This is a genomic window from Nitrosopumilus sp. b2, from assembly GCF_014078535.1.
Lineage (GTDB): Archaea > Thermoproteota > Nitrososphaeria > Nitrososphaerales > Nitrosopumilaceae > Nitrosopumilus > Nitrosopumilus piranensis.
This window is the reverse complement of the sequence record NZ_MU078705.1, coordinates 143,577-156,516: the sequence shown is the minus strand read 5'-3', so window position 1 is coordinate 156,516 and position 12,940 is coordinate 143,577. Positions and strand designations below refer to the sequence as shown.

Here is a 12,940-nt window from a genome sequence, read left to right as displayed (position 1 = left end):
AAAATGATCCATACAAGTGAACAAAAATCAAGAGAAAACTGACATGTCAATACTGTCTGAAGAGGATATCAAAGAATATGTCTTAAAAAGATTCGATGATGTGAAAAAAGGAAAGATCAGTAATCTGGTAACATTTCAAGCCATGAACAAATACATGCTTATGGTTCATGATCAAAATGAATTAAAAATTTTAGGGAACATTGTTGCAAGTTACAAAAAAGTTTCATTATCAGAGATTATGTCAGAATATGAAAAGCACCTTAGAAAAGCGTTAGAAAAATCACCAACAACCAAATCGCATGCAAATGCTATAATGCATATTTTTGGGTATTTTTCAAAAAAATTCAATGTCTCTGAAAAGGAATTATTTTTCAAATTATTAAATCAATTTAGAGAAGGTAAGATCACGGTTGGAAAAATATTATCTGAGATTAATCCAATCATCTATAGATTCAACACTACATATCTTGCAAATCAAACATATTTTCTCTTGTATGCAGATAATCAACTAGGAAATTTCTTTCAAATGCTATCACAGAAATAAAGCTAGAAAAAATCTGAGAGTGTTTTTTGTCGCATTAATTTTGAAATATTGCCATGAGACAACCATTCAGATTTACTAATACTCATCTTATTTGAGGCCAATGTTAGAGCATCATCAAAATTGTTTACAACTAAGGGCTTTCTCTTCATTGCTTCCCGGATACCTTCACGTACCTGCCAAACACCAACAGGAATAGCATATTCAGGTCTAATTTCTCTTAGAATCACCACGCCGGACTGAATTTCATGTATGTGGAGATATTCAAGTACGCCTAATTTTGCTGCAAAATAAGCACCTGCTATAGCAGGAGGATGATTGATTCCACGTGCATCCTCATGATCAGAACCAAATCCCATAACACCATTAGAATACCAGGCTTCAATCATTTCATAAATCCACCTATGGGGGAATAAAACAACAGCAAAATGATTTCCAAGATGATCATATGAAAAAACTTTGCAAGAATCAATCAACCCGTAATCCAATACATCTTCAACCAGAGAGGATGCAATAATATCATCAGTTGCAGTGATGCTCCATTTGGTAGGGACAAGTTTACGTCTTTGGCCTAACATTCCAATACTAAAGCACTTTTGAATTTTTGAAATATCAATTCCAGAATTGTATAAATTTAAAACAGCATCTTGGGCCTTAAGATCCTTATCATAGAATGTTTTTTCAATGGTTTTCACAGATGATGTTCCAGAAAATTTTGCAGATTTTATTTCACCAGTAGGACCAAAAGGTGCACTTTCACCATCCAAAGAAATGTTTGAAGAAACAGATTTTTGGAAAATTAAATCTGAATCAGTTGGTTTTGAAGACATTGTTACTTCTTGAAGACTCTCTATGTAACGACCTTCAGTTTTATCAATAGGTATTTTTTGGGTCCCACGAATTAAATTTAATCGAAAATTTACAATTTCTTCCAGAGATTTGCCTTTCCATTTTTCAGGTGAATCAAGTAAACTTGTATCTCCATGAATTGGAGGAACCATTGGACCTACAAAGACTTTGGGATAATTGTACGAACCTACAAACACAGACGGAGGGCTTGTACCACTAATTGAATCAGAAGAAAATAGATTTCCGTATCTTGATAATGTTTCATGCCACTTTGTTAAAATGGAACGTCGTATATCCTGAGAATTAGAAGACATCAAAAATTATGCATAGGTTGTGTCTAATAACTTGATGAATCATAGAAATTGACAATGTGTAAATGCAAATTATTCAGGATTTTCTTGTTCTCTTTCTCTTCCACATTTGGGACAAATGGTTTGGTTTTCCCATAGCTCTTTCCCGCAATTTCTACACGATTGTGGTTTCATACACATAATAGTGCATAATTGAATTTAAGAACTTATACACATAGGATTTGCAGATGGAAAAAAGAATTGTGTCGTTTTTGCCAAGTGCTACAGAATTAATTTATGAGTTAGGGGCTCAGGAAGATCTCTACGGAGTAACACATGAGTGCAAATTTCCAACTGAAGCGTCTCTTAAGCCAAAAGTAATCAATTCAGTAATAGATTCTGAAAAATTAACAAGTAGCCAGATCAATACTATAACTTGCCAGTTACTCAATGATAAAAAAGACATTTTTGAATTAAATGAAAAAAATCTAATTGATGCAAACCCAGATATAATAATTACACAAGAAACATGCTCTGTTTGTGCAGCTTACACCAATCAAGTGAACAAAGCCATCAAAATTCTTGAGAAAAAACCATCAGTGTATTCAATGGATCCTCACAATTTAGAAGAAATATTTGAGTCAGTAAGAGAGATAGGAATTGTTTTAGGAAGAGAAGTGAAAGCACAAGAGATTTTAGAGTCTTTGAAAAAAAGAATTCAAAAAATCAAAAATAGAGTAAAAGACAAATCATCAAAAGTTTTGGCATTAGAATGGCTTGATCCATTTTTTACAGCAGGTCACTGGATTCCAGAAATGATCAAAATTGCAGGAGGTAGAAATTTGATAAGTAGAGCAGGAGAGCACTCTAGACGGATGAGTTTTGAAGAAGTTAAAGAAAGTAATCCAGACATAATAATTCTCATACCTTGTGGGTTTGATGTCAAGCGAACAGTTTTAGAATACAAATCGATTCTGGCAAAAAATCAGGCATGGCTAAATATTGATGCCGTAAAAAACAACAAAGTTTTTGCAGTTGACGCAAATTCTTTTTTTAGCAAACCTAACATACGTACAATTGAAGGAATTGAAATTCTTGCAAAAATTATACACCCAAATGAATTTCAAAAGACGATAGTTTCAGAAAATTCTTTTTCTAAAATAGAATAAAATCAAATAGGCTTTCCTTTTGCTTGATAGATCATTACTTTGTGAAATAGATTATGAGATGCAATCACAGTGATGGATGCAACTGCAATACCAATAAAATTTCTAATAGTAATTAATTCATTTGGCGTAGATGCAATAAGTGAGATCCCAAAGACAACATAATAGTTATCAAAAAGCCAAAAGGCAAGGGTAACCCAAGATAGCACACCAGCCATCATATATCCCAACCTGGTTTTGTTTCTAATAGTTACAATTGAAAGAACAATCACAGTAAACCATACAACAGATGCAAGTATCCATAGTGGATCATACACATCTGCACGGTCATCTAACCAATAGTAGGTGGTGCCAATTATTCCAAGTGCAATTAGTGAGGGTTGGATAATTTTTTGATTAATTTTAAAATTAGTTTTTTCAGTTTTGGATTCAATTTTAGGGGGGGAGGATTTCATCTCTTTTGTTGCGATATCAATTGACTCACGAACAGATTTCAAACGAAGTGGAATAATTTTTGTTATTGAATCATCCGTAACCACAGTGTCATGAACCAGACTATCAATCAAGGGTCTAGCCAATGATGCTTTTACTGGAGTTATTAGATCAACCCAATAAGAAGACAATCTAGTAGTCAAAAATGGGATTTGAATAACAAACAAATTTTTGTTAAGGTATGCAGCATATACACGCATTAACTCCTCATAGGTCATTTTGTCAGGACCGCCAATTTCAAATATTTTTCCTACTGTTTCAGATTTTGTAATACATTCAGCCAAATAATGTACTACATCATCAACAGCTATTGGTTGTGCTAGAGATTTTACCCAAGAGGGGCAAACCATGATTCTTAATCGTTCAACCAAGTATCGAAGCATTGCATATGAGCCACCCTTTGCACCAATAATTATAGATGCCCTCAGTTCAGTAACTGGAATATCACCAGATGCAAGAATTTGTCCAACTTGTTTTCTACTTTTCATATGTGGAGATAAATCTGAGCCCTCATGAACCAATCCTCCAAGATAGATTATTCTTTTGACTCCAACCTGTGTTGCAGCTTTAAGAAAATTTTCAGCTTGAATCTTTTCCCTAGATGCAAATTCCTGCCACTCATCTTTACTACCCTCCATAGAATGGAGTAGATAATACGCAATTTCAACACCATCTAGTGCATGTAGCAGTTGTTTAGGATCAAAAACATCAGCTTGAACATACTTTACATTTTTTGTATCAGAAATTTTTTTTCTACTCAACCCCTTTACAGTGTATCCAGAAAAAGATAGTTCGGAAATCAATCTGGAGCCTATGAATCCAGTTGCGCCTGTAACTAAGATTGAAAATGGTGATTCCTGTAGTGCCGCTTTAGAAGTCATCTTTGTGTTTTTATTAGATGTCACAATTTTCTCATAGATCTAAATTATTTAAACTAGTGTCAACTACACTACTAGTGGTAACATCATGTATGTGCATGCAAAAACCTAAGGGTGGGAAATTGTAAATTACCACTAGCAATTATAATTACCATTAGTTATATATCCAAACATTAGACACAAAGTATGGTTTACATCAGAGCCAAGAAAGTAAAATCAGATCAATATTTGTATCTGGTAAAAAGCGTATGGGATTCTAAAAAAAGTACTTCAAAACAAGAAATTGTAAAGTATCTTGGAAAGGCATCAGATGTAGTGAAAGACGACATTCCAGTAGATTATAGAAATGATCCAAAGGTATTATCAGTATTAGCATCATACAATCCAAAAGATGTCAAAAAAAGAGAAGACGCCACAAAAAAATCAAAACAACAATTATACAAAAAATTAACAGAGGGAAATATTCATGACTCTGTAAAAACATATGATGAGTACACTAAAATTTTTAATGCACCAGATTTTTTTGATAAAATTTTAAAACCTACAATGTACAGAATTGGAGATGAGTGGGCAACTGGAAAAATCAGTATAGCCACAGAACACGTAGCAAGCAATGTTGCACAGACATTAGTAAAAATTATCATGGATAAAATTACGGGTTCAGCCAATAAGAAAAAAATTCTCATTTGCATACCACAAGGGGAAGAGCATCACCTTGGTTGTGATGTTCTAGAGACCTATCTATCAATTAAGGGATTTAAAATTTACAATATGGGAGTATCAATGCCAACTGAATCAATTCTTAACTTTATTGACAATAATAAACCAGACATAGTTATGATATCAATTACACTTGAAGATAATCTTTCAGCAGGTCAAAGACTTGTTAAAAAAATTAAGGATCACATAAACATACCAGTTTTGATTGGAGGGTACGCCCTTAGAGGCGAAAAAATTCCTAAATTTGCAGGAGAAGTAATTCCAGATTGTGGCCTTGAACAAGTCCCAAAAATTCTAAGAAAAATATAGTTTAAGTCTTAAGAAATGATTCAATTTTTGGATAACATAGAATTGAGCTGTGTGCTGCAGAATCAGTCCCAATTCCATAACTAATTGTTGAGTCACCCACAAAAAATAGCCCTTCTATGTCAGGTATTTGATGGGGCATTTTGGATTTCCAGACCATTCCAGGTTCTTTTACAACAGATTCGACTAATTTCCAAGCCATTGGTCGCTCCCATAATAATGAAGAGGTAAAATTAGGATAAATTGAAGAGATTTCTTTTTTCATAGTACTTACAATATCTCTAATTTTTTCAGAGTTATCTGCCACAGAAGGATTTACAGGAGTTCCTGCAATAATCAAATGTTCCCCGTGGGGAGATACAGTTGGAGTAATATTTGAAATAAAAAATATCCCTTTAGTTGTATAGTGGTTACCTACAGGAAATACAACTTGCTTATTATCAATTTTTGAATTTAATGCAAAATGAACTTCAACGACAGCAGTTTTTTTATCTAGGCGATTAATTTTTTCAATAAACTTCCTATCAATTACACCATCATCAAATAATTGATTTAAAGCCATATAGGCAGGATACGAAATGACAACACAATCAGCAGGATAAAATTTTTCATTACCTGTAATTACACCAATGGCTTTGGAATTTTCAATGACAACTTTTTTGACAGATTGATTTGTTTCAATTATTCCGTTTTGCTCCAAAATATAATCACCTAAAACTTGAGAAATAGAATCATACCCACCTTCATCGGGGTAAGCAAATTCACTAGTTCCGCCTTTGAATGGATTCGCTCGAATTATTGTTCTTGCGAATTCACCTAACGAAATGTGATCAGCAGTATCAGCAAATGCTAACATACAGACTGCCTCAAAAAATGCTTTGGTATCAGAATCAAGTTTTTCAGTAATATCGGTTAAAGACTTTTCATCCCATTCTTCAGTTTTTTCAATTGAAGTAAATGCCATAGGTAATAATAACTTCAATAAACGAATTCTACTTTTTAGCGGAATTAAAGATAGTTGGAGTAAATCTAGCATACCCTTAGGATATTTGTGAAAGCCAGAATCAGAATGAAAAGCAATGTTATTGACAGTGGCAAGTTTTAGTCTAGAGTCAATTCCAATTTTTTTCAAAACGCTAAAAATTGCAGATTTTTTGTAAAAAGGCATGATGTGAAAACCATTATCCAGGATGTGATTTTTGTATACTAAAGAAGCAGTTCTACCACCTAATTTTGATGATTTCTCAAGAATATGTACTGAATAACCTTCTTTGGCAAGCAAAGCACCGGTTGTCAAACCTCCAACACCAGCACCGATAACAATAACACTGCTCTTCATGATCAAATTATTGGCTTTTGGTATTTATCTAGGGATAAAATTACAAAATAGTGCTAACTTTGAATTGTACCAGATAAATGAAATTTTTCAGCAGATATGATAAAGTCATCCATGGTCTGACTCATTTTTTTTGCAACAAAACTTTTGAGAAACGAAAATAATTTTAAAATCCCATTAAAGTTCAAATGAACATCAATAGTAACAATTGTGCCATTACCAGATTTAACATAGGATTCTATAAATCTAGTTCCTTTTGTTGGGCCTGAGAAGATATGAACTTCATGGATGTTTGGATGTTTAATAACATGTCTAGTTTTAATTTTCATAGGAATTCCTAGAAATGAAATTTTCTCATAAACAATTTTCTCATTATTGTTTTGTTTAATTATATCTAAAGATTTAAAATAATCAGGCATTATTAGATGAAAGTTTTTCACATCAGTACTAATTGTAAAAATTTGTTCTTGAGATAATACAGAATGGCGCTTTAATGTAAAATTATTCAATTTACCACAACCAGTTTTAGATAATCAGAAAGATTAGTTTTTGTAACTTTAAAATCAGAATAGTAAGAAATTATTTGCTTTGCAAGTAATGCCATCGAAGTTTTAACACCATCAGTTTTTTCAGGATCAGTAGCAGGGTATAGTCTTATTGTAGTTTTTTCTTTTCTTGTAGAAATTTCAATTAAAAATTCCTGATGAATATCAGAAATAACAATTGTGGGAAGCAAGGCAGTTAATCCATTCTTATCAACAAAAATAGTTGAAATTTTAATTAATGTAGGTTCTTTTTGAAATATTGGATCAAATTTATTTGAGAAATCATTTAGATCAATTCTTTTATCAAATACAATATGTGGCATACATAGCCTTGCAAAATTATAATATATAATAAGAATGAAAAAATATTCATAGTGCCAAAAGAAAATTTTTAGTAGGTAAAAGTACCCATAAATTAGCACTAGAATTGAAATTTTTGACTACTAAAATAGTCTAACGTCTTAGGTTTATTATGAAACAAGAACATCTAGAGCATACATATGCAGAGGTCATGGAAACTAGGCAAGAGTTATTTAGAAAAATTTTAAGAAAAAATTCTATTACTGATTCACAAATTTTTGCAACAATAGTGTATATATCATAGGATCAAAAATGTTTTCATTTAAATCATACAAACCAAATGTTTTAACAGCTTTTGGAGTTATCTTTTTAATTTCTGCAGCCATAATTCCAATTCAAAATTTGATAATTTGGGGTCCAGACTTTGTGCATCATTTTTTTACATCACCAGAAATCACATCTGAAAAAATTTCATTAGGAGTAGTGATATTAGGAATTACTTTAATTTTATTAGGATACAAACGTCAAATGTATGTAGAGTAGGTTGGCACTAGAGAAATTATTTTTGCCCTCTTAAATAAAGTAAGAACCAAATTGATTCATGAGTAAACAGATAATTCATGAGCAAAGTAATAATTTGAAAATTAAGAATAACGAAATCAGAATTTGTATTAATTGTGGCAATTCAAATATTGATTTCCATGAATTCGGAATCTCATGTGAAGAATGTGGAGTACTTTTAAGGAGAGAATAAAATGTTGACTAAACTTGTACATCAAAAGACTTGCAAAAAAAATAAAGTCATTACAGACTTACACACAGGAGAAATTGCATGTATCAATTGCGGAGCTGTATTATCTGAAAGATCAGTAGACAGTGGTCCTGAAAGTGTCGGCATGACAAGTGAAGATTATCAAAATAATAGCAGAGTGGGTAGAAAAATTTCTCTAAAAATGATAGATATGGGATTATCAACCATTATTGAATCTAAGGACAGGGATTCAACTGGAAGGGGTTTATCAAGTGAAAATCGTAGAATGTTTTACCGACTAAGAATGTGGGATAGAAATAGCAGATCAGCAAATTCTGTTAAATCATTCCAAAAGGCATTCACAATGCTAGATGGAGTAAGTGCAAAACTTGGACTTCCAGAATCAGTTATAGAGCAAACCGCCTATTTATTTAGAAAAATTGCTGCAAAAAAAATCCTCGCAGGTAGATCAACTGCAGGAATTCTCTGTGCTGCAGTATACATTACATGTAGAATGACAAACACGCCGAGAACATTACAAGATATTGCTAATGCAGGTAATGTGAGCAAAAAAAGCATTCAGAGAACATACAGATATCTTGCTAGGGAATTAGATTTAACTCCTGAAATTTATCACCCAACAGAATTTGTTACAAGAATTGCAAAAGCGGTAGGTATTTCTGAAAAATCAGAAAGACTTGCATTTAGAATTTTAGATGTTTCAGCAAAAAATAGGGTTTCGGCAAGTAAAAACCCAATGGCCATGGCAGCAGCAGCCACATACCTTGCATCAATTAAAAATGGCGAGAAGGTTTCTCAATTAAAAATTTCCAAAGTATCTGGAATTAGTGCAGTTACAATTAGAGACAGAACAAAGGAAATTTTGAAAAAAGTTGGAGGTGAAATTAATGGGTAGAACATGTAGAGGTATTTGTGAGATGCACAAGGCAGGACCAGCACCAAATAAAATTAGATACGAGATAGGACAAAAAAGATGTACATTTTGTGGGATATTTTTGGCAATTGATGATCCTAGATGCATTTGTTGTAAAGCAGTACTTAGAACAAAGCCACGAAGTAAAAAAAAGGTCTAGTTTATTTTTTTGCAGCACTAACTAGAGACACAACATCTCTGTCTCTTAGTTGATAGTCAACAGGCAATCTAAGATTATATCTCAAGTCCTTGCCATAAAGAAGACCTTTTGTCAAATCAGTATGTATTTCCTTTGCAAGATCATTAATTGTTGCCCCATCTTTAAGAAGAATCAAGTCAGGTAGAATTCTTCCTTTTTTGTCAGTAAGTTTTGTTTCATCTGCAACAGGATATATTGAATTCATTTTGAGTAATTTGAATACTGCCACATTAATAGCAAATTGAACACCAGTACGCATGTATTCACCCATAATCCCTTTTTTGATAAAATTCAAAGCGTTGATTTGCTTTTCATTTAATTCATCAGGTTTTAGAATCTCAAATTGTTCTGAACCTGGAGAATATTTTATCAATCCCTTTTGTTCAGCGCGTCTAAGACTAAATTCACTGTCACCACTTACAGGAATTACAATAGAGTCATTATAGCGCTCTCGTAATCTAACAAAATTTGCGTCTGCGCCTTCAACGTCAATTTTATTTGCAACAATCAATGTAGGCTTGGAGATTTTTCTTAGATAGGAAGCAAATATTTTTGTATCAGTCATATCAAAATCATCAAAGTTCTTTTCTTCAAGACCGGTTGCTACAAGTGAATCTTTTACATGTGATTTGTTTACACCTATTCCACGATAAAGATCAGTTACAACATCTACAAATTCAGAACCAGAATTAACCAACTTTGATATTTTTTCTCTGTTTCCTTCTAGAATTTTATGATACCACATGATTAATTCTTCTTCAATATCTGCAAAATCTGAAATTGGATCTCCAGTACCAACCTCACTAATCTTACCTGTTGAATCAATTCCTCCAGAAGCATCAACAACATGAAGTAATGCATCAGATTGTGCAGCAATTGATAGAAATTGATTTCCTAGACCCTTTCCTTTCCAAGCATCCTTTATCAATCCTGGAAGATCGATTAGTTCTATTGGGATGTATCGCCATCCGTCAACACATTTTGAATTATTTGGGTTATCTTGTATGTTAAATTCAGGATGAACACAAAGAGTAATTGCATTTGATACTCCAGAAACAGGAGATTTAGTAGTAAATGGATATGACGAGATTTCTTCTGAAGATAAAGTGGCAGAATTAAAAAAAGTGGTTTTTCCAGTATTGGTTTTACCAATTAATCCAAGCCTGATAGGCATGCAATATTTTTCATCTCAGAATATTTATCTCTGCCTAGGAATCAATCAGATTTTTATTTTTAATTTTTTCAAGAGATTGAGTCAATTCTTTTAATGCCCACTCAATATCACCCAAATCTTCTTCTGAAAGGGAATCTTTCCATTTTTCAAGAAGACTCGTTGCAATTTCGGAGCAATTATACAATAAATTCCAATATGGGTGATGTTCTGCAGTGGTATATGATAATTCACTCACATCACTAAGACCATTTTTTGCTCTTGCTAAAGATGTAATTTTCTCTCCAAATATTTTGATGATATCATTTTCCAAATCCCTTTCAATCTTTATTGGAATATTTTTTGCCTCATATTTTTTTGCCAAATCAAGTATATCCTGATAAAAATTCTCAAAGTTTTCCATACTAACTCAATCTCTGATGTTCTGCCAACATACATCTGTTAAAAACAACATCAATTCCTTCGTTTCTAGCTAATTCTTCAGCTTCAGGATTATGAATTCCCTCTTGAAGCCAAATAACTTTAGGTCTTTTCTTAATTGCCTCTTGAACAAATGACAAAACGTCCTCTGATGGGCGAAAAATATCTACAATATCAATTTCTTCATCAATTTGAGAAATAGAATCATAGCATTGCTTTCCTAGTATTTCATCAGCAGTAGGATTCACAGGCTTTACATCAAAGCCATTTTCAGACAGATATCGGGGTACATAATGTGCTGCCTTTGATGAATTTTTTGACATTCCAATTACGGCAACTTTTTTTAGAGATAAGATATCTCGAATTTCTTCATCCGTATGATCGTCTCGTTCCATATAGATCAAAAGAAGGTGAGGAATATAATTTTTGAAATACTAAACAAAGAATTTTTTAATAGTATAGAAAATGGAAAAATATGGAAGGAGAGGCAAAAGACATTATTGTTTTAGGTGCAATCAGGAGAGGTAATAAGAAATTTGACAAAATACAGAAAGCAACTCAAATAAAACCTGACGAACTTAATTCCATTTTAGAAAAACTAGAAGAAAGAAACCTCATAACAGTTGAAGAAAAAAAAGGATGGTTAGGAAAAAAAATTGAATTAGAGATTACGAATAAAGGTTCAAACGAGCTAGATCACAGATTACATGAAGTTAAAGAGAAATGGAATCAAATGCAAGCATTATACCAAAGTGGAGATAAACAAAAACTTCAAGGTTTCATGGATGACAATAGATCATTTTTCCCAATGATGATGTTTTTTGGAATTATGGACATAATGATGTTTAGTATGATGTTCAGTATGATTGGTGCCAGTATGGGAGATTATGTTCCAGCTGAAAGTATGCCAGAAGGTTCTGATGGAACCATGGACGATGGTGGAGGACATGATGGCGGCATGGACGATGGTGGTTTTGACATAGATATTGGATTCTAGTGTAAATTTTATACTTGAAACAAAAAGAAATTACAATTGATTTACAATTCATTTGACAATCCAGGATTAATCAAAGTTCTTACATTTTTACAGACACACAATACAGAATATCTTTCAGGTCAAGATTTGAGTGATGTTCTACGAATTAGCAGAGTTGCAATTTGGAAACATATTAAAAAAATTCAAGAATTAGGATATACTGTAGAATCAAAGCAAAAACTAGGCTACAGATTAACAGAAAATTCAGATGCATTACTTCCATGGGAAATTACTTCAGGATTAAAGACAAAAATGATTGGACAACAAGCATTTTATTTTGATTCAACAGATTCTACACAAAATCAAGCTCTAAAAATGGCACAAGACCCTGAAAGAAATGGAGCCATAATAGTTGCAGAAAAACAAACTATTGGAAGAGGAAGATCAGGAAGAAAATGGGTCTCGCCAAAAGGAGGTATATGGTTTTCAATTATTTTGCATCCAAAATTTGACATATCAACAGCAACATTATTTCCTATTGCCTCAGCATTAGCATTAGCTATAGCATTGGAAAAGACATTGAATGTTTCTCCAGAACTAAAATGGCCAAATGATTTAACGGTTAGAGGAAAAAAACTGGCAGGGATGTTAGTTGATGCATCACTAGAGTCAAACAAAATTGAGAGTTTAGTATTAGGTGTTGGAATAAATTTTAATGTAGATGTAAAAAAAATTGAAAAAAATCTCAGCAGCACTCCTAATTTTTATGGTGTTGCCTCACTTAGTGAATATAAAACAAAAATTAAACCAGTGGAATTAGTTCAATCGTTTTTGGTAGAATTGGAAAAAATATACAAATTACTAAATTCAGGACAAACAAAAAAAATTATTTCAGAATGGACAAAAAGATCATCAACTATTGGAAAAAATGTCAAAATAAATACAGTCGAGGGGGAAATAAAAGGAAAGGCAATTAGAATTGATGCTGATGGTGCGCTAATTTTATCAAATAATAGTAACACAAATAGGGTAATTGCAGGGGACATAGTCCACTTAGGAAAATAAA

17 protein-coding genes are annotated in these 12,940 nt (G+C 32.6%); 8 read left to right on the top strand and 9 right to left on the bottom strand.

Annotation, left to right across the window (positions count from 1 at the left end):
* Positions 1–43 precede the first annotated feature (43 nt).
* Complete coding sequence (locus C6989_RS08670) at positions 44–544, top strand: DUF1722 domain-containing protein (RefSeq protein ID WP_182127046.1); 501 nt, start codon at positions 44–46, stop codon at positions 542–544.
* 2 nt (positions 545–546) lie between these two features.
* Here C6989_RS08670 and C6989_RS08665 read toward each other — a convergent pair whose 3' ends face one another.
* Together C6989_RS08665 and C6989_RS08660 are read right to left on the bottom strand one after the other, a co-directional pair.
* Positions 547–1,704 carry an Nre family DNA repair protein gene (locus C6989_RS08665; protein ID WP_148703241.1) on the bottom strand — a complete coding sequence of 386 codons (1,158 nt, stop codon included), beginning with the start codon at positions 1,702–1,704 and terminating at the stop codon, positions 547–549.
* 69 nt (positions 1,705–1,773) lie between these two features.
* The gene (locus C6989_RS08660; protein WP_160272878.1) at positions 1,774–1,875 is read right to left on the bottom strand and encodes a zinc-ribbon domain-containing protein; all 102 of its coding nucleotides are present in this window, start codon (positions 1,873–1,875) and stop codon (positions 1,774–1,776) included.
* 53 nt (positions 1,876–1,928) lie between these two features.
* On the opposite strand from C6989_RS08660, the gene C6989_RS08655 reads away from it, so the two are divergent.
* A complete protein-coding gene (locus tag C6989_RS08655) occupies positions 1,929–2,849 on the top strand; it encodes a cobalamin-binding protein (protein ID WP_182126916.1) in 921 nt (306 codons plus the stop codon).
* A gap of 2 nt (positions 2,850–2,851) precedes the next feature.
* Here C6989_RS08655 and C6989_RS08650 read toward each other — a convergent pair whose 3' ends face one another.
* Positions 2,852–4,219 carry an NAD(P)H-binding protein gene (locus tag C6989_RS08650; protein WP_182127045.1) on the bottom strand — a complete coding sequence of 456 codons (1,368 nt, stop codon included), beginning with the start codon at positions 4,217–4,219 and terminating at the stop codon, positions 2,852–2,854.
* A gap of 183 nt (positions 4,220–4,402) precedes the next feature.
* On the opposite strand from C6989_RS08650, the gene C6989_RS08645 reads away from it, so the two are divergent.
* Positions 4,403–5,245: a cobalamin B12-binding domain-containing protein gene (locus tag C6989_RS08645; RefSeq protein ID WP_148703238.1), complete on the top strand. Its 843-nt coding sequence runs from the start codon at positions 4,403–4,405 to the stop codon at positions 5,243–5,245.
* A 1-nt stretch (position 5,246) separates the two neighbouring features.
* Here the strand turns inward: C6989_RS08645 and C6989_RS08640 are convergent, their stop codons facing one another.
* From C6989_RS08640 to C6989_RS08630, 3 genes are read right to left on the bottom strand one after another with little or no spacing between them, the layout of a single operon-like run.
* Positions 5,247–6,581 (bottom strand): phytoene desaturase family protein, encoded by a 1,335-nt coding sequence (locus C6989_RS08640; RefSeq protein WP_148703237.1) that lies wholly within the window; start codon positions 6,579–6,581, stop codon positions 5,247–5,249.
* Between the two features lie 53 nt (positions 6,582–6,634).
* On the bottom strand, positions 6,635–7,087 hold the full coding sequence (locus tag C6989_RS08635) for an SRPBCC family protein (RefSeq protein WP_182126915.1): 453 nt from the start codon (positions 7,085–7,087) through the stop codon (positions 6,635–6,637).
* Positions 7,084–7,446, bottom strand: coding sequence for a hypothetical protein (locus tag C6989_RS08630; RefSeq protein ID WP_148703235.1), 363 nt, complete (start codon positions 7,444–7,446; stop codon positions 7,084–7,086). The genes C6989_RS08635 and C6989_RS08630 overlap by 4 nt, the downstream gene beginning before the upstream one ends.
* A gap of 289 nt (positions 7,447–7,735) precedes the next feature.
* Here C6989_RS08630 and C6989_RS08625 point away from each other — a divergent pair, with 289 nt between their 5' ends.
* The 3 genes from C6989_RS08625 to C6989_RS08615 all read left to right on the top strand — a co-directional run bounded on the left by C6989_RS08625 (position 7,736) and on the right by C6989_RS08615 (position 9,268).
* Positions 7,736–7,966 (top strand): hypothetical protein, encoded by a 231-nt coding sequence (locus C6989_RS08625; protein WP_148703234.1) that lies wholly within the window; start codon positions 7,736–7,738, stop codon positions 7,964–7,966.
* Positions 7,967–8,178: 212 nt separating this feature from the next.
* A complete protein-coding gene (locus C6989_RS08620; protein ID WP_182126914.1) occupies positions 8,179–9,090 on the top strand; it encodes a transcription initiation factor IIB in 912 nt (303 codons plus the stop codon).
* Entirely contained in the window at positions 9,083–9,268 is a 186-nt protein-coding gene (locus C6989_RS08615) for a hypothetical protein (RefSeq protein ID WP_148703232.1), read from the top strand. Before C6989_RS08620 ends, C6989_RS08615 begins: the two co-directional genes overlap by 8 nt.
* Before the next feature lies 1 nt (position 9,269).
* Here the strand turns inward: C6989_RS08615 and C6989_RS08610 are convergent, their stop codons facing one another.
* The 3 genes from C6989_RS08610 to C6989_RS08600 are packed head-to-tail and all read right to left on the bottom strand — an operon-like array spanning position 9,270 to position 11,293.
* Positions 9,270–10,481: a redox-regulated ATPase YchF gene (locus C6989_RS08610; protein ID WP_182126913.1), complete on the bottom strand. Its 1,212-nt coding sequence runs from the start codon at positions 10,479–10,481 to the stop codon at positions 9,270–9,272.
* 34 nt (positions 10,482–10,515) lie between these two features.
* Complete coding sequence (locus tag C6989_RS08605; RefSeq protein ID WP_182126912.1) at positions 10,516–10,881, bottom strand: hypothetical protein; 366 nt, start codon at positions 10,879–10,881, stop codon at positions 10,516–10,518.
* A 1-nt stretch (position 10,882) separates the two neighbouring features.
* A complete protein-coding gene (locus C6989_RS08600) occupies positions 10,883–11,293 on the bottom strand; it encodes a CoA-binding protein (protein ID WP_182126911.1) in 411 nt (136 codons plus the stop codon).
* Positions 11,294–11,373: 80 nt separating this feature from the next.
* Here C6989_RS08600 and C6989_RS08595 point away from each other — a divergent pair, with 80 nt between their 5' ends.
* Entirely contained in the window at positions 11,374–11,895 is a 522-nt protein-coding gene (locus C6989_RS08595) for a hypothetical protein (RefSeq protein WP_148703228.1), read from the top strand.
* A gap of 36 nt (positions 11,896–11,931) precedes the next feature.
* Complete coding sequence (locus C6989_RS08590) at positions 11,932–12,939, top strand: biotin--[acetyl-CoA-carboxylase] ligase (protein WP_182126910.1); 1,008 nt, start codon at positions 11,932–11,934, stop codon at positions 12,937–12,939.
* The last annotated feature ends 1 nt before the right edge of the window (position 12,940 follow it).